Source organism: Candidatus Symbiopectobacterium sp. NZEC135 (assembly GCF_025962695.1).
Genome location: NZ_JAGFPF010000006.1, coordinates 28748 through 46372, shown reverse-complemented (window position 1 = coordinate 46372; position 17625 = coordinate 28748). Strand labels below are relative to the sequence as shown.

Sequence of the window (17625 nt, the reverse complement as noted above, 5' to 3'; positions counted from 1 at the left end):
GAAGTATTTTCTATAAATAAATAATCTCTAGTGATGCTAAGTTTAACCCGTAATTGCTAACGTTGATTCGTTTTAAAATAGAATATGACTTTGGCAGAGACTGTCCGTTGGATATGGCGTAGAAAATATAATAGTCGAGGAGTATGGATGCGCTCGGACCTAAAACTATATGGCCTATTTGTTGGTTTAAATGTTACCATAATGGTAACCTGCGATACGCTTGTATATAAGGTTTATGAAATAGGTGATTTTAAAATAACAGCAAGCGGTATTGTTTTTTCATTTTGCTTCCTGTTTTCAACGCTTCTCACTGAGGTTTATGGATACAGGCTGGCTGTCCGTTCTATATGGATCATGGTTTTTTGTCAGTCGTTATATGTTATTTTATTAAATATAAATGCATTGATTCAAATTAACAACAATGAAATCTCAAAACACTATTACGGGCTTTATTATGATTTTTGGCGCGTAATGATTGGGTCGTGGCTTTCAGTTCCAATTTCTTATTTTATAAATGGCTTCATTATCTCTAAAATGAAGGTGATATTCTCCGGGCAATGGTTTTTTGTCCGTTATGTTCTCGGTTCAATGTGCACACAAGCTGCATTATTGCTGACATCCTATCCTATTAGCCTCTCGGGCAAGTATTCTTTTGATGAGTTGGTGAATATAATATCTACCACATGGAGTTATAAAGTTGTTATATCTATTTTGTTATTGCCCTTGGCAATATATTTGGTAGGGTTGGTGAAGAGAGTGGAAAAAATAAATCATTTCGATTTTAAAACATCGTATAACCCATTTAATGTTTATGGTGCTAAAAAAGATAAGGAAGATTAAATGCGAGTTTTACACATCACCGACACACACCTTTTTTCAGATGAAAATAGCGTGCAGGCAAAAATTCATTATGAAAACTTTATAAATGCTCTCAGCCATTTTAATGCAAATAGAAATATATTTAATGTTGATCGTATCATTGTCACAGGCGATATTTCTCACGATGGCGGCACATTAAGCTATGAACTGTTTTTTAAAAATATGGACAGGCTGAGTCTTCCTTATGCTGTTTTGCCTGGAAACCACGACGATATAGAACATTTAGATGCTGCAATGAAAGCTGCCAAACATGCAGTGACTGTAGAGCAGCTATCTAGTGCATCATGGGCGCTATTTGGCCTAAACAGTGTTGTACCGGGCGAAGACTATGGAGTAATAAGAAAAGAGACATTGTACAAGCTGCGGGAGGATTTAACAGGCACGGCATGTGAGAATATTGCAATTTTCTTACATCATCATTTGATACCTGTTGGTACACCATTAGTTGATGTTTGTCAGTTGATGAATGCCGATGACTTGCTGAGTATTTGTCATGATAGCCCAGTAAAATTTATCGGTACGGGTCATGCTCATACTTTGTTTCAGCGTAAGATAGGGAACATTCTGGTGTCTGTATCGCCTGCGCTCTGCTCACAGTGGGAAAATGGGACATCAACTGTCAATGTTGTGAATAATTCTGGTTTCAGTATTATCTCTTTTGATGAAAATTTATTTATAGAAACGCATTTTATTTAATGATCGTTAACGTGGGTTTACCTCCTTCTTTTTTTGATAAACTTGGAGTGGAAAGATATTCAGCGATCTCTCTGCCCTTTTTAAATCCGGTGTGATAGGCTATTCTTGATGCATCCATGACATCTGTATAGTTTACAATTTCACGATCTTTGATAAATTCTTGACCAGTGATAGTAATTTTTTTCCCTGTGCTGGTTAATGTCCATATATCCATTCTACTTTCTTTACTGATATAAAACTTATCACTATTTATTTTTCTCATCGCTTCAACCTCAGCGATAATCGCTATATCTCTTGGGTTTACCTGTCGTAGAAAATAACCACCTTTCAGTTGCGCCCAACTCTTTTTTACAAAAGTATGAGTGCCATATTCTTTAAAAACCCAATTTATTTCATTGGTATAGTCAACAGTTCTATCAAGAGTATAAATGAAGGCTGGAGAGAAAATTCGTTTAATTTTGTTTGTTATGAATAATAAATAAAGTCTCATTTACTTTAACCTATTTATTTTGTTAAGTAATACGCCGACTATGACATATTCTGTACATTCAGTAATGTTAATCTCTGACTCTAGAGAAATATTGCAGAACTGAAACCCATTAACACCAACAAAAACGCGGCGAAAGCATATGGGATATTCTTTAATTTTTACTAATACGATATCGCCATCACAAACATTTTCATTAGCTGAGACAATGCAGATGGTACCTCTTTCAAACTCCGGTGATAGTGCATTGTTTGATATTTCTATGGAGAATAAAGAATCATCTTGCAGGTTATCAACTTCTGTGGAATATGTTTTTGTCGCAAAGAAGGTCTTAGCAAGATATCCATCTATTTCATCATATCGTATTAATGGTAATGATTTTACTTTTCCATAAGAATTTGATTCTTCTAAAAGATTGTTGTCGGTTAAATCCCCTATGCTTACTTGAAAGAAATCTGCTATTGAAGACAGTGTCATAATCGTTGGGTTGCCATGCCCTTTCTTAAGGTTGTTAATGGTCGCAATACCAACGCCTGTTCGATCGCTGATTGATTGTGCATCTATATTTTTTAATGACATCAAATAATTTAAATTTTTACCAATGTTTTTCAGATGGTTACCTGCTTCTTCTTCAGAAATGTCATTTTTTGATTGCATTATATTACCTGTTTTCTACATTATAATGTTAGTGTTGATGATATATTGTACAGGAGGGTGTTATCATAGCATCGTAATTTTATAATAACTAGGTATGCTAGTTGAATGGCACATGATTTTTGGTATTCGGCACCAGGGATGTTTTTTTGAAAATAATTTTATAATGATAATTGAATAGATGTAGTAATAATGTTTAGCCCAATGAAGTGACACTCTTTGTTATTTGGTTTTTCTGTGTGTGACTTAGCCATTTGCTTATGCGAAAAAGTGTTTTTTGGATAATATGAAGAAATCGTATTTTCAGCCATGAATATTTTTTCGGCACTAGTGAACAGTCTGCTTATCTCTACCGCCTGCTGCCCGAGAAACAAGACGCGCTGCGCCAGTATTGCGAGTAATCAGTGCATTTACGTGAATAAGAGAGACCGCGACAAGCTGAGTTATTCCCCCCCTGTCGCGGCCCTGTTTTATGTCACCGAGCGTTCAACGATTACGCTTCTTCTTCGAGAAAACAGACTCTGAGCCGGTGACCGTCAGGATCGAGAACGGCAAAGGAATACCCAAAGTCGAGTTGGGCCGGTTTTTGGATCACGGTTACCTGATGCTGCGCTCCCCAGGTTTGATAAAGCGCATCAACTTCTGACTTATCCTGTACCGTAAACACAATCTCACCCGAAGGTATACTGGCAATCTGGTTGACGCTGGGTTCTACGGTATAGCATGACCATAGGCCGAGCTTGAAGCCATTTTCAAACACAAACAGCGCGAAGGTGGGGCTTTTTTCTACGGGGTTGATGCCAAACAGCCCGGTGTAGACGTCGGCACTTTTCATTACGTTACTGACATAGAGAATGGAAATATCGGCGGATAGCATGGCGGTCTCCTTAGTGGTAGACCGCCATGTTAATCGGGAGTAGTGACAGTTTTTGTCAGCAACCTGAGCTTACAACAACCAGCCCATCAGCAGCGTTGCGCCGATCACGGTAGAGGCACCACCGATGCGCGTTGCGATTTGTGCAAACGGCATCAGCGACATACGGTTGGACGCCGAGAGAATGGCGACGTCTCCTGTGCCGCCCAGACCGCTGTGGCAGGTGGTGACGATGGACGCTTCAATCGGATACATGTTCAGACGCGGTGCAATCAGGAAACTGACCAGCGCCATAGAAAGTACGACTGAGCCGCAGACGATAACGTAGCCCACAGAGAACACGGCGACCACGCTTTCCAGCGGGATGTAGAGCATCCCCAAGCCAATCATCAACGGCCAGACCAGTGAACTGGAAACGAATTTATAGACGCTGTGCGCGCCGGTTTCCATGCTTGCGGGAATAACGCGGCTGTATTTACAGAACACAGCGATCAGGATCATCAGTACCGGGCCGGGAATGTGCACCAGCTTTTCAAACAGGCCACCGATAATAAAGAAGGCGCAAATCATCAGCAGGCCGCCACCCATCAGATGGAAATCCACCGGTTTTGGTGTGTCGTTGACTGTGAACAGGTTCTGCTCTTCGTCGCTGCGCACCAGACGCCCTTCGCCGTTCAGATCCTTACGACGCATGCCGAGGCGAGACAAGATACCCGCGCAGAAAATAGCGAAGATATTACCCACCACCGCCGCAGGAGCCAGTTGTGCCACATAGACATCCGGTGCTTGACCCAGCAGTGCAGAATACGCCAAGGACAACGGTAAAATGCCTTCGCCGATACCGCCACCAATAATGGGCACAATGATAAAGAAGAAGGTGTGATACAGGCTGTAGCCGCACAGTTTACCCACCAGCAGACCCGTTACCACGGCGGTGACGGTGCCGATGACCAACGGTACAAACATGCGCACCATTCCTTGAATCAGGATCTTGCGGTTCATGCCTAAAATACTGCCGACCACCAGACACGCGATGACGAAGTAGAGAAAGTTGGCTTCCTTCATCAGCAGGTGCACGGTCTTCATGGTGTTGTCGTTAAACAGATGAAAATAGACCAGAATAGAAGGCACCATCAAACACAGGATTGCCGGGCCACCGATATCTTTAAATACCGGAATGGTATGGCCAATATGCGCCAGTAGAAAACCCAGCGTCATAATAACAGCGAAGCCACCGATCATATTTCTCGGCAGATAGCCTTCATACGCGGCAGCAAAAACGACTGCTGCGATAGCAATAAATAATGCAACGGGTACGGCACCAATTTTAGTTTTTAAAAACTGGGTGAAGAACGACAGTTGCGACGTTGAGTCGGCAGCGAGCGTGCTCTCATAGAGGACATCGGTTTCAGTTCTTTTCATTATGTTTACTCCGCGTAAACGGGTTATATATTTACGGGTTGTTTTTATTGTTAGAAAGCTAAGTGTTTTACTATCAAAGAGTAAGGTGATGCTTAAAGTGAGTGGTTGAGTCAGTGGAGATATTATCCCTGAGTAACCTGTCATGATTAAATGTTAAATATAATAAAACATCCATGAGTAAATGAAGTAATTGTGAGGGCGGCGACAACTCTTTTTTAAATAAGTTATCTCAAACTAATGTAATTAAATTTATTTTTATTCTCTGGGCAGGGTTAAATTGATTGCATTACTATTTATTAAATTATTCTATTTGTAATATAACTAAACAATATGATTTTTAATTTAAATAACCATTCTTTTTAAGTGGTTTTTGGTGGTTGATTCGTCTATTTTTAATGGATATTGCTAGGAATTGCTATGAGAAGTTTTTTCAAGTAGCGTAACTAGTTAGTGCCAGGCTAATGATGTCTGTGATGCTTATCACTAATTCTTATGTTATTTCAGGATTTTTACCTGCCATTAACGTTTTTAACAAGCGTTGTTGCTCATTGATTCATCATTTGACATAAGATGTTTCATGTTTTTTTTGTGGTGATAATTTCTGCCTTAACAAAAACTTGAAGAATATTATCTGGCTTTTTTGTTGTTGGTTATGATTTTGTTTAGTTTTTTTTATAGTTTTTCAGATTGTATGCTATTGTTGAAGATGTGGCGATTTTGTAAATCCACACCCATTATATTGACGTTAGGGTGATCTGTTGCCACATTGACGGGGTTGGAAGGGGGGACAACGGATTGTCAGGCTGATGCCGGGTTCGCAAACCTATCCGCAGGCCACTCACATATACTGCCTCGTCTCCCTCCTTATTAAGTGAATTTTATATCCAAAATCATTCGAGTTGCAGGATGACGGATATAGCCTTCGGGCAAAAAGTACAGACCACAGCCACCACATGACGCGCTGCGTCGATGCTGATGAGAACGGCCTCTTGTCGGCGGCGAGTAAAAATATCCTGGTCTGACTTTCATCAACACACAACATCCACAATGGAGTACACGTAATGGAAAAATCCTTGGCAAAATCAAGGGTGCTCAAAATCGGACTCGGCTTGCTGGCCATGTCTGTGGCAGCCGGTCTCCAGGCAAAAACCCTGGTCTATTGCTCCGAAGGTTCTCCTGAAGGTTTTAACCCACAACTGTTTACATCCGGCACCACCTTTGATGCTAGCTCAATTCCTATTTATAACCGTCTGGTTGAATTCAAAAGCGGTACGACCGAAATTGAACCGGGTCTGGCAGAAAAATGGGACATCAGCGAAGATGGCAAAACCTATACCTTCCATCTGCGTAAAGGCGTGAAGTGGCAAGACGGTAAAGAGTTTAAGCCGACGCGTGAATTCAATGCGGATGACGTGCTGTTCTCTTTCCTGCGTCAGCAAGATCCAAACCACCCGTACCATAAAGTGTCTGGCGGCAGCTACGAATACTATCAAGGTATGGGCATGCCGGAGCTGATCAGCAAAATCGAAAAAGTGGACGATTACACCGTTCGTTTCGTGCTGACCCGTCCGGAAGCGCCATTCCTGGCTGACCTGGCGATGGATTTTGCGTCGATTATGTCCGCAGAGTACGGTGCCAACATGCTGAAAGCTGGCACCCCGGAGAAGATCGACCTGAACCCGATCGGTACCGGTCCGTTCCAGTTACAGCAGTACCAGAAAGACTCCCGTATTCTCTACAAAGCGTTTGATGGCTTCTGGGGCAAGAAACCGGGCATCGATCGCCTGGTATTCTCCATCACGCCGGATGCGTCCGTGCGTTATGCCAAGCTGCAAAAAGATGAGTGCCAGATCATGCCGTATCCTAACCCGGCCGATCTGTCCCGCATGAAAGAAGACAAGAACATCACGCTGCTGGAAAAACCCGGCTTGAACGTGGGTTACCTCTCTTTCAACGTGCAGAAAAAACCGCTGGATAACGTGAAAGTGCGTCAGGCACTGACCTACGCGGTAAACAAGGGCGCCATCATTGACGCGGTGTATCAGGGCGCGGGCCAGGCGGCCAAGAACCTGATCCCACCGACCATGTGGGGCTTTAACGACGATGTGAAGGATTACTCCTACGATCCGGAAAAAGCCAAAGCGTTGCTGAAAGAAGCGGGCATGGCGGATGGCTTCACTGTGGATCTGTGGGCAATGCCGGTTCAACGTCCGTACAACCCGAACGCGCGCCGTATGGCGGAAATGATCCAGTCTGACTGGGCCAAAGTTGGCGTCAAAGCCAAGATTGTCACCTACGAGTGGGGCGAGTACCTGAAACGCGCCAAAGCGGGTGAACATCAGACGGTGCTGATGGGATGGACCGGCGATAACGGGGATCCGGATAACTTCTTCGCAACCCTGTTCAGCTGTGACGCGGCAGAAAAAGGCTCTAACTACTCCAAATGGTGCTACAAGCCGTTTGAAGATTTGATTCAGCCTGCGCGCGAAACATCCGATCACCAGAAACGTATTGATCTGTACAAACAGTCACAGGTTGTGATGCACGATCAGGCTCCTGCGCTGATTGTTGCTCACTCCACGGTCTATGAACCTATCCGTAAGAACGTGAAAGGTTATGTGATCGAACCGCGTGGCGTACACAGCTTCAATAACGTGACCCTGGATTAATTCAGCCTGCCATTTCATGGGCACCCTGGCCCTGCCCTGAACGTACCGTTGGTGCGTTTGGGGCGGGGCTTTGGTGCCCGTAAAAATCTAGCTGTGAGCATTGATAAGCCTGTCAGCCTATGAGCCGTCAGGCACTTATATACAGAGAGTTCGGGATATGTTTCAGTTCATACTCCGGCGTTTGGGGCTGGTTATCCCAACGTTTATTGGTATTACCCTACTGACGTTTGCCTTTGTGCACATGATCCCCGGCGACCCGGTGATGATTATGGCAGGCGAACGCGGCCTTTCTCCTGAGCGCCATGCGCAGCTGCTGGCTGAGCTGGGGCTTGATAAGCCGTTATGGCAGCAATATGTCACCTATATCAACGGTGTGCTGCACGGCGATCTGGGTATTTCCCTCAAAAGCCGCATCCCGGTGTGGGATGAGTTTGTGCCGCGCTTCAAAGCCACCCTGGAACTGGGTGTCTGCGCGATGCTGTTTGCCGTGAGTGTTGGTATCCCGGTGGGGGTGCTGGCGGCGGTTAAACGCGGTTCCATTTTCGATCACACGTCTGTCAGTCTGGCACTGACCGGTTACTCCATGCCGATTTTCTGGTGGGGCATGATGTTGATCATGCTGGTGTCGGTCAATCTCAATCTGACGCCCGTCTCGGGCCGCATCAGCGATACGGTGTTTCTCGACGACAGCCTGCCGCTGACCGGCTTTATGCTGATCGACACCCTGGTGTATGGCGAATCGGGCGAGTTTATCGATGCCGTGATGCACATGATTCTGCCTGCTATTGTGCTCGGTACGATCCCGCTGGCAGTGATCGTGCGTATGACCCGCTCCGCCATGTTGGAAGTGCTGGGTGAGGATTATATCCGTACTGCGCGCGCCAAAGGGCTGAGCCGTCTGCGAGTGATTGTGGTGCATGCGCTGCGTAATGCGATGCTGCCGGTGGTCACAGTGATCGGCCTCCAGGTGGGGACCATGCTGGCAGGGGCCATTCTGACCGAAACCATCTTCTCCTGGCCGGGATTGGGGCGCTGGTTGATTGATGCGCTGCAACGCCGCGACTATCCGGTGGTGCAGGGGGGCGTGCTGCTGGTGGCGACCATGATCATTCTGGTCAACCTGCTGGTCGATTTGTTGTACGGCGTGGTGAATCCGCGCATTCGACACAAGAAATAAGGGGAGAGGCGAAGATGACTCAAGTCACTGAACCGGCTGTTGATAATGCGCCCGTGCCGATGACCCCGTTACAGGAATTCTGGCATTATTTTAAACGTAACAAAGGCGCTGTCGTGGGCCTGGTATACGTCACACTGATGTTTATTATCGCCATCGGTGCTAACGTGCTGGCACCGCACGCGCCCGCCGAGCAGTTCCGCGATGCGTTGCTGCGCCCGCCGGTATGGCAGGAAGGCGGTAGCTGGCAGTTTATTCTGGGTACCGACGATGTGGGTCGCGATATTCTTTCGCGCCTGATGTACGGTGCACGCCTGTCGCTGCTGGTTGGCTGTCTGGTGGTGGTGCTGTCGCTGATTATGGGCGTGGTACTCGGGCTGATGGCGGGCTACTTTGGCGGCATGGTCGACACCCTCATCATGCGCGTGGTGGATATCATGCTGGCACTGCCCAGCCTGCTGCTGGCATTGGTGCTGGTGGCGGTGTTTGGGCCGTCCATCGTCAATGCGTCGCTGGCGCTAACCTTCGTGGCGTTGCCGCACTATGTGCGCCTGACGCGCGCGGCGGTGCTGGTCGAGGTCAACCGCGATTACGTTACCGCTTCCCGCGTGGCGGGGGCTGGCGCGATGCGCCAAATGTTCATCAATATCTTCCCCAACTGCCTGGCACCGCTCATCGTGCAGGCGTCATTGGGCTTCTCCAACGCCATCCTCGACATGGCTGCATTGGGCTTCCTCGGCATGGGCGCACAGCCGCCAACGCCGGAGTGGGGCACCATGTTGGCCGACGTGTTGCAGTTTGCGCAAAGTGCCTGGTGGGTCGTGACCTTCCCTGGCCTTTCGATCCTGCTCGCAGTGTTGGCGTTTAACTTGATGGGGGACGGCTTGCGTGACGCTCTCGACCCCAAACTCAAGCAGTGATCCGGGGGAAGAGATGGCATTACTCAACGTAGAAAAACTGTCGGTGCATTTTGGCGAAGGGAATAACCCGTTCCGCGCCGTTGACCGCATCAGTTACCAGGTAGAACAGGGGCAGGTGGTCGGCATTGTCGGCGAATCCGGCTCCGGTAAATCGGTCAGCTCGCTGGCTATCATGGGGTTGATTGATTTCCCCGGCAAAGTGATGGCGGACAAGCTGGAGTTTAACCGGCGCGATCTGAAAAGCATTTCGGAGAAAGAGCGACGTCAGTTGGTCGGCTCCGAAGTGGCGATGATTTTCCAAGATCCGATGACCAGCCTTAACCCCTGCTACACCGTGGGCTACCAGATTATGGAAGCGATCAAGGTGCATCAGGGTGGTAATCGCAAAACGCGCTATCAGCGTGCTATCGATTTGCTGACGCAGGTGGGTATTCCCGATCCGGCTTCTCGCTTAGACGTGTATCCGCACCAATTGTCAGGTGGGATGAGCCAGCGTGTGATGATCGCAATGGCGATTGCCTGTCGGCCCAAACTGCTGATCGCCGATGAACCGACCACCGCACTGGACGTGACCATTCAGGCGCAGATCATTGAACTGCTGTTGGAGTTGCAGCAGCGGGAAAACATGGCGCTTATCCTGATCACCCACGATTTGGCGCTGGTGGCGGAAGCGGCGCACCACATCATCGTGATGTATGCCGGTCAGGTGGTGGAATCCGGCAAAGCGGCAGATATCTTCCATGCGCCGCGCCACCCGTATACTCAGGCGTTGCTACGCGCACTGCCGGAATTTGCGGTCGATAAAGCACGTCTGGCCTCGTTGCCGGGCGTGGTGCCGGGCAAATATGACCGACCGTTGGGCTGCTTGCTTAACCCTCGCTGCCCCTACGCCAGTGCGCGTTGCCGTGAAGCAGAGCCCGAATTGCGTGACATTCCGGGCCGTCAGGTGAAATGTCATACACCGCTCGATGATGAGGGGAGGCCCGTCGCATGAGCCAGAGCATGAATGCCGCCGGGCAGCACTACCTGTTGCAGGCGATCGATTTAAAGAAACATTACCCGGTTAAAAAAGGGTTCTTTGCCCCCGAGCGTGCGGTGAAAGCGCTGGACGGCGTCTCCTTTACGCTGGAGCGTGGCAAAACGCTGGCGGTCGTGGGGGAATCGGGTTGTGGTAAATCGACCCTTGGCCGCTTGCTGACCATGATCGAAACCCCGTCCGAGGGCGAACTTTACTATCAGGGGCAGGATCTGCTGAAACCGGATCCGGCGGCGCAGAAGTTGCGTCGCCAGAAGATCCAGATCGTGTTCCAGAATCCTTACGGATCGCTCAACCCGCGCAAGAAGGTGGGGCAGATCCTGGAAGAGCCGTTACTGATCAATACCGAGTTGACCAAGGCAGAGCGCCGTGAAAAAGCACTGTCGATGATGGCAAAAGTTGGCCTGAAAACCGAGCATTACGACCGCTATCCGCACATGTTCTCCGGCGGCCAGCGTCAGCGTATCGCGATTGCGCGTGGTCTGATGTTAGACCCTGATGTGGTGATTGCCGATGAGCCGGTATCGGCGCTGGACGTGTCGGTGCGTGCACAGGTGCTGAACCTGATGATGGACCTGCAACAAGACCTGGGTTTGTCTTATGTGTTCATTTCCCATGACCTGTCGGTGGTTGAGCATATAGCCGATGAAGTAATGGTGATGTATCTGGGCCGCTGTGTGGAAAAGGGTAGCAAGGAGGCGATTTTCAACAACCCACGCCACCCTTACACCCAAGCGCTGCTGTCAGCAACGCCGCGCTTGAACCCGGCGCTGCGCCGTGAGCGTATCAAGCTGATTGGGGAACTGCCCAGTCCGTTGAATCCGCCGCCGGGCTGTGCGTTTAACGCGCGCTGCCAGCATCGTTTTGATACCTGCGTCCAGTTCCAACCCACGTTGAAAGCCTATGGCGACCAACTGATTGCCTGCTTTGCCGTCGACAGGGATGAAGCCGGTTCACGGTGAGTTTGTTTGATATGAAAAACGCGGGCAAAACAGCCCGCGTTTTTTTACGTGAAGAGCGCGTACTATTCGTTAAAGAATATCGTCGACCACACCGCCATCAACACGCAGCGCAGCGCCCGAGGTGGCAGACGCCTGCTGCGAACAGATATAGACCACCATGTTGGCGACCTCTTCCACGCTAGCGGCACGTTGGATGACCGAACTGGGGCGATGCGCCATCACGAATTCCCGCGCCAAGACCTCAAGGGATTTGCCGGTGCGTGCCACTTCATCTTGCATCATGGTGGCGAATCCGTCGGAAATTGTAGGACCCGGCAGCACGCTGTTCACCGTCACGCCAGAGCCCGCCACCCGTTTTGCCAACCCGCGCGCCAGCGCCAACTGCGCCGTTTTCGATACGCCGTAGTGGATCATGTCGGCAGGAATGTTGCGTGCGGATTCAGAGGAGATAAACACCACCCGTCCCCACTGTTTTGCCACCATGCCCGGCAGAAAGGCACGTGACAGACGAACGCCCGACATTACGTTGGTTTGCCAGTAGTCTTCCCACACCGCATCGTCGGTGTCATAGAAATCACGCGGACCGTAAATACCGGCGTTATTCACTAGAATATCCACGAACGGCACCTGATCCAGCAGCGCGGTTACCCCTTCGGCACTGCCCAGATCGGCCACCGCGCCGCGAAGATGGGCCTGCGGGAACTGCTGTTGCAAACGGGACAGTGCCGCATCAACCGACGAACTGCTGCGGCCATTGACGATCACCTCGGCATGGCTTTCCGCCAGTCCTGCTGCAATCGCATACCCAATGCCGCCGCTGGACGCGGTGACCAACGCTGTTTTTCCTGACAGATCAATATTCATACAGAAACCTTCCTCCGAGGAATGGACGCCGTGCCTTGCGCGGCGTTAGCGACGACCCAAAACCCGGCCGTCAACCGGAAACCGTCCCCCATTGTAGGCCACTCTGTTCTGTTTTTTTATCTCTACGCAGGCGAAAGACCTTTGCTAAAACGTTGATAATCGCCCGTTCACCCACGGGCAAGGCGCTGTAGTCATAAGATTCGCTTACTTGTGTTTTTGTGAGCGATGTTTCATTTTAGAATGATGAAATCGCGCGAGCGAAGCTGTCGCGCATCCGCTGGGGAATGAAATGTCGGTAAAAGATTGGCTGTTGGCGCTGTGCGTGGTGGTTGCCTGGGGCGTTAACTTTGTGGTTATCAAAGTCGGGTTGCAGGGGATGCCGCCTTTTTTGCTGGCGGGGCTTCGTTTTACACTGGTGGCGCTGCCCACCGTTTTTTTTGTGCCGCGTCCTCGTTTGCCGCTGCGCTGGCTGGTCGCCTATGGCATGACCATCAGTTTCGGCCAGTTTGCCTTTCTGTTTCTGGCGATAAAACTCGGTATGCCTGCGGGCATCGCCTCGCTGGTACTGCAAGCTCAGGGCTTTTTCACTCTGTTGCTGGGGGCGCTGTTGCTGGGTGAGGTGCTGCGTTGGAACCATTTTCTTGGCATTGCCATCGCGACATTGGGCATGTTTGTGCTGGCGGAAGGCGGCATGCTGAACCAGACCACTACCGGGTTAACGCTGCTCACGCTGCTGCTGACGTTAGGCGGTGCGCTCTCCTGGGCGTTTGGCAATATCAGCAATAAAGTCATTATGAGCCGCCACGGTGCGGGTTTGAATGTGATGTCGCTGGTGGTGTGGAGCGCACTGGTGCCGATTGGGCCGTTCTTTCTCTGTTCTTGGCTGTTCGACGGGCAGCAGGCGATAGTTGCCAGCCTGACCAGCGTGCAGATGAGCACGGTGCTGGCACTCGGTTATCTGGCGTTTGTTGCCACCATCATGGGATTTGGTATCTGGAGCAGTCTGCTCGGGCGTTATGAAACCTGGCGCGTTGCGCCCTTAACGCTGTTGGTGCCGGTGTTTGGCATGCTGAGCGCTGCGCTGTTTCTCGATGAACACATGACCCTGCTTCAGGTAGCAGGTGCGCTGTTGATTATGGTCGGGCTGTTGGTCAACGTGTTTGGTGGGCGTCTTGCGGTGCTGGTGAGGGCACGCAGCGCACCGTAGCGAAAGCGCATTCCCCGATGCGCTTATGACGTTTTTAGTATTCTCGAACACGGCGTTCCTGACTCTGCATTTTTCCCCAACCGCTTAGCGCGCAATTCTAACCGCTTAATAGGCTATGCCGCCGTCGATACAAATTGGTTCTGCGCGCTCGCTCGCACTGCCGTATCGTCGCGCCATCACCACACCCCACACAGTCAACGATTCCTGCCTTGTCCAACATGGACGCCAACGGCGTGGTGGATGCTCGATATTGTTCGATAAAGATTAAAAAACAGACCATTAAGACTTAATTTGCCTGAAGGATGTCTTATGAAAAGCAGTACCATACTCAAACATATTCCCTGGGTGATGCTTGCCGTCATCGGGGCATCTTGCCTTGGCGTGGTAGCACTACGCCGTGGCGAACACGTAAGCGCACTGTGGATTATCGTCGCTTCCGTGTCCGTCTATCTGGTGGCTTATCGCTACTACAGTCTCTATATTGCACAGAAAGTCATGCAGTTGGATCCGACCCGCGCAACGCCTGCGGTGGTGAACAACGATGGCCTGAACTATGTGCCGACCAACCGTAACGTTCTGTTCGGTCACCACTTTGCGGCTATCGCAGGCGCTGGTCCGCTGGTAGGGCCGGTGTTGGCGGCGCAAGTGGGCTACCTGCCGGGCACGCTGTGGCTGCTGGCCGGTGTGGTGCTGGCCGGTGCCGTGCAGGACTTCATGGTGCTGTTCCTCTCCACGCGCCGTAACGGTGCGTCATTGGGCGAAATCGTTAAGAAAGAGCTGGGTCCGGTTCCGGGCACCATCGCGCTGTTCGGTTGCTTCCTGATCATGATCATCATCCTGGCGGTGTTGGCGTTGATCGTGGTGAAAGCGCTGGCAGAAAGCCCGTGGGGCGTGTTCACCGTATGTTCTACGGTGCCGATCGCGTTGTTTATGGGTATCTACATGCGCTTCCTGCGCCCAGGCCGTGTAGCGGAAGTGTCCGTTATCGGTATCGTGCTGCTGGTCATGGCTATCTGGTTTGGCGGCGTAGTGGCTCACGACCCGTACTGGGGCCCGGCGCTGACCTTTAAAGACACCACCATTACCTTTACGCTGGTGGGTTATGCCTTTGTTTCTGCTCTGCTGCCGGTATGGTTGATTCTGGCACCGCGCGACTATCTGGCTACCTTCCTGAAAATCGGCGTTATCGTTGGCCTGGCTATTGGCATCGTGATCCTGAACCCGGATCTGAAAATGCCGGCAGTGACCCAGTTCGTTGACGGCACCGGTCCAGTATGGAAAGGCACCCTGTTCCCGTTCCTGTTTATCACCATCGCCTGTGGTGCAGTGTCGGGCTTCCATGCGCTGATTGCTTCCGGTACGACACCGAAACTGCTGGCGAATGAAAACGACGCGCGCTTTATCGGTTACGGCGCAATGCTGATGGAATCCTTCGTAGCGGTCATGGCACTGGTGGCGGCGTCCATCATTGAGCCGGGCCTCTACTTTGCCATGAACACCCCGCCAGCGGCGTTGGGCATCACCATGCCGAACCTGCACCAGTTGGGTACGGCGGATGCGCCGATGATCATGGCGCAGTTGCAAGAGGTCTCTGCGCACGCCGCAGCAACCGTGAGTTCCTGGGGCTTCGTTATCTCTCCTGAGCAGATCATGCAAACGGCGAAAGATATCGGTGAACCTTCTATTCTGAACCGTGCAGGCGGCGCACCGACGCTGGCAGTCGGTATTGCTCACGTGTTCCACCAGATTATTCCGGGCGCCAACATGGGCTTCTGGTATCACTTCGGTATCCTGTTTGAAGCGCTGTTTATCCTGACGGCTCTGGACGCAGGTACCCGTTCTGGTCGCTTCATGCTGCAAGACCTGTTGGGTAACTTCGTACCGTTCCTGAAGAAAACCGATTCACTGGTAGCCGGTATCATCGGTACCGCGGGTTGTGTCGGTCTGTGGGGCTACCTGCTGTATCAAGGCGTGGTCGATCCGTTGGGCGGCGTGAAGAGCCTGTGGCCGCTGTTCGGTATCTCCAACCAGATGCTGGCTGCTGTGGCGCTGGTGCTGGGTACCGTGGTACTGATTAAGATGAAACGTACGCAGTACGTTTGGGTGACCGTCGTGCCTGCTGTGTGGCTGCTGATCTGCACCACCTGGGCGCTGGGCCTGAAACTGTTCAGCGACAACCCGCAACTGGAAGGCTTCTTCTACATGGCGAACATGTTTAAACAGAAGATTGCTGACGGCGGTGCTGACCTGAGTGCACAGCAGATTGCTAACATGAACCACATCGTTATCAACAACTACACCAACGCGGGCCTGAGCATCCTGTTCCTGTTCGTGGTGTACAGCATCATTGCCTACGGTGTGAAAGTGGCGATTGAAGCGCGTCAGGAAGATAAGCGTACCGATGGCGAAACCGATTATGTACCGGTTCCGGCAGGCGGCGTGAAGATCTCTAACGGTCACTGATTTGTCACTTTCTGCGCCTAACCCGCCAGAAAGATGACGAGTTGCGCTACCCCGTATAAGATATATACGGGGTAGTTTTTTTAGGAGACCAGCTATGTTTGGCAATCTTGGCAAAGCGGGAAAGTATCTGGGACAAGCAGCGCGCATGCTGATTGGGATTCCGGACTATGAAACCTATGTTCAGCACATGCAGACCAACCATCCCGATCAACCACCGATGACCTACGAAGAGTTCTTCCGTGAGCGGCAACAGGCGCGCTACGGTGGCGATGGCAAAGGCGGCATGCGCTGCTGTTAACCGGGTTCAGCACAGGAAGAAAACGCATTATTATCAGGAGCCGCGATGACGCAGCCGATTCATGTCACCATTCTGTCCGGGTTTCTTGGGGCAGGTAAAACCACCCTACTCCGGCATATTCTCAATGCCGACCATGGTTATAAAATTGCCGTTATTGAGAATGAGTTCGGCGAGGTGCCGATCGATGATGCGCTGATTGGCGAACGTGCCAGCACCATCACCACACTCAGCAACGGTTGTATCTGCTGCACCCGTGCCAATGAGCTGGCGGATGCGCTGCTCGACTTGGTGGACGGTATTGATAAAGGCACACTGGATTTCGATCACGTCGTGATTGAGTGCACCGGTATGGCCGACCCCGGCCCGATCACTCAAACCTTTTTCTCCAACGAGCTGATTTGTGAACGCTTTATGCTGGATGGCATCATCACGCTGGTGGATGCTGTGCACGCGCAGCAACAGCTCGATCAGTTCACTATCGCCCAATCGCAAATTGGTTACGCCGATCGCATCTTGCTGACCAAAACCGACGTGGCAGGTCAGGATGAAGCACTGCTACAGCGCTTGCAGCGTATCAACGCGCGTGCGCCGATTTACACCGTGGTTAACGGCGAAATCGATCTTAGCCTGCTGTTCGATGTCGATGGCTTTATGCTTAATGACAAGCTGACGGTGAAAGCGCCGCTGTTCCGTTTCGTGGCACCGCAACAGAACAACGTGGAGTCCATCGTGGTGGAATTGGATCACGCGGTAGATTTTGCAGCGGTTTCCGACGTGATGGAAGGTTTCTTGCTCAAGTATGCCGATAACCTATTGCGTTACAAAGGTATTCTCGCTATCAACGGCGACGATCGCCGCCTGCTGTTTCAGGGCGTGCAGCGCCTGTACAGCGCGGATTGGGACAGAGAGTGGCTGCCGGAAGAAACGCGCGGCTGCATCATGGTCTTTATCGGACTGGAATTGCCTGAGCAGGAAATCCGTGACGGCTTTGCCCACCTGATGTGACTTATCGTCAACATT

Annotated in this window: 16 protein-coding genes; 11 read left to right on the top strand and 5 right to left on the bottom strand. The window is 50.6% G+C overall.

All coding sequences use genetic code 11. The annotated features are described in order from the left end of the window. Window positions 1–147: 147 nt before the first annotated feature. Window positions 148–840: a VUT family protein gene (locus J5224_RS05510; protein WP_264624404.1), complete on the top strand. Its 693-nt coding sequence runs from the start codon at window positions 148–150 to the stop codon at window positions 838–840. After that, a complete protein-coding gene (locus J5224_RS05505; RefSeq protein ID WP_264624403.1) occupies window positions 841–1575 on the top strand; it encodes a metallophosphoesterase family protein in 735 nt (244 codons plus the stop codon). Here J5224_RS05505 and J5224_RS05500 read toward each other — a convergent pair. The 4 genes from J5224_RS05500 to J5224_RS05485 form a co-directional block, all read right to left on the bottom strand. Next, complete coding sequence (locus tag J5224_RS05500) at window positions 1568–2065, bottom strand: hypothetical protein (protein ID WP_264624402.1); 498 nt, start codon at window positions 2063–2065, stop codon at window positions 1568–1570. The two genes, J5224_RS05505 and J5224_RS05500, sit on opposite strands and share 8 nt — an antisense overlap. Further along, window positions 2066–2719 carry a helix-turn-helix domain-containing protein gene (locus J5224_RS05495; protein ID WP_264624401.1) on the bottom strand — a complete coding sequence of 218 codons (654 nt, stop codon included), beginning with the start codon at window positions 2717–2719 and terminating at the stop codon, window positions 2066–2068. Between the two features lie 490 nt (window positions 2720–3209). Then, on the bottom strand, window positions 3210–3593 hold the full coding sequence (locus tag J5224_RS05490; protein WP_264624400.1) for a VOC family protein: 384 nt from the start codon (window positions 3591–3593) through the stop codon (window positions 3210–3212). A 69-nt stretch (window positions 3594–3662) separates the two neighbouring features. After that, window positions 3663–5012: a 2-hydroxycarboxylate transporter family protein gene (locus J5224_RS05485; protein WP_264624399.1), complete on the bottom strand. Its 1350-nt coding sequence runs from the start codon at window positions 5010–5012 to the stop codon at window positions 3663–3665. Window positions 5013–6073: 1061 nt separating this feature from the next. Between J5224_RS05485 and dppA the strand changes: the two genes are divergently transcribed. The 5 genes from dppA (at window position 6074) to dppF (ending at window position 11773) form a co-directional block, all read left to right on the top strand. Then, window positions 6074–7681 (top strand): dipeptide ABC transporter periplasmic-binding protein DppA, encoded by a 1608-nt coding sequence (gene dppA, locus J5224_RS05480; protein WP_264624398.1) that lies wholly within the window; start codon window positions 6074–6076, stop codon window positions 7679–7681. Window positions 7682–7838: 157 nt separating this feature from the next. Beyond that, on the top strand, window positions 7839–8858 hold the full coding sequence (gene dppB / locus J5224_RS05475) for a dipeptide ABC transporter permease DppB (RefSeq protein WP_264624397.1): 1020 nt from the start codon (window positions 7839–7841) through the stop codon (window positions 8856–8858). Window positions 8859–8872: 14 nt separating this feature from the next. Beyond that, window positions 8873–9775, top strand: coding sequence for a dipeptide ABC transporter permease DppC (gene dppC / locus J5224_RS05470; RefSeq protein ID WP_264624396.1), 903 nt, complete (start codon window positions 8873–8875; stop codon window positions 9773–9775). Between the two features lie 13 nt (window positions 9776–9788). After that, the gene (gene dppD, locus J5224_RS05465; RefSeq protein WP_264624395.1) at window positions 9789–10769 is read left to right on the top strand and encodes a dipeptide ABC transporter ATP-binding protein; all 981 of its coding nucleotides are present in this window, start codon (window positions 9789–9791) and stop codon (window positions 10767–10769) included. Beyond that, window positions 10766–11773 carry a dipeptide ABC transporter ATP-binding subunit DppF gene (gene dppF / locus J5224_RS05460; protein ID WP_264624394.1) on the top strand — a complete coding sequence of 336 codons (1008 nt, stop codon included), beginning with the start codon at window positions 10766–10768 and terminating at the stop codon, window positions 11771–11773. Before dppD ends, dppF begins: the two co-directional genes overlap by 4 nt. Before the next feature lie 69 nt (window positions 11774–11842). Here the strand turns inward: dppF and J5224_RS05455 are convergent, their stop codons facing one another. After that, a complete protein-coding gene (locus J5224_RS05455) occupies window positions 11843–12637 on the bottom strand; it encodes an SDR family NAD(P)-dependent oxidoreductase (protein ID WP_264624393.1) in 795 nt (264 codons plus the stop codon). A gap of 289 nt (window positions 12638–12926) precedes the next feature. Between J5224_RS05455 and J5224_RS05450 the strand changes: the two genes are divergently transcribed. From J5224_RS05450 to yjiA, 4 genes are all read left to right on the top strand, one after another. Beyond that, window positions 12927–13844, top strand: a complete 918-nt coding sequence (locus tag J5224_RS05450; RefSeq protein ID WP_264624392.1) for an EamA family transporter — start codon at window positions 12927–12929, stop codon at window positions 13842–13844. A 309-nt stretch (window positions 13845–14153) separates the two neighbouring features. Next, window positions 14154–16307 carry a carbon starvation CstA family protein gene (locus J5224_RS05445; protein ID WP_264624391.1) on the top strand — a complete coding sequence of 718 codons (2154 nt, stop codon included), beginning with the start codon at window positions 14154–14156 and terminating at the stop codon, window positions 16305–16307. Window positions 16308–16401: 94 nt separating this feature from the next. After that, entirely contained in the window at window positions 16402–16605 is a 204-nt protein-coding gene (locus J5224_RS05440) for a YbdD/YjiX family protein (protein WP_195313178.1), read from the top strand. Between the two features lie 45 nt (window positions 16606–16650). Next, window positions 16651–17610: a GTPase gene (gene yjiA / locus J5224_RS05435; RefSeq protein WP_264624390.1), complete on the top strand. Its 960-nt coding sequence runs from the start codon at window positions 16651–16653 to the stop codon at window positions 17608–17610. Window positions 17611–17625: the final 15 nt, after the last annotated feature.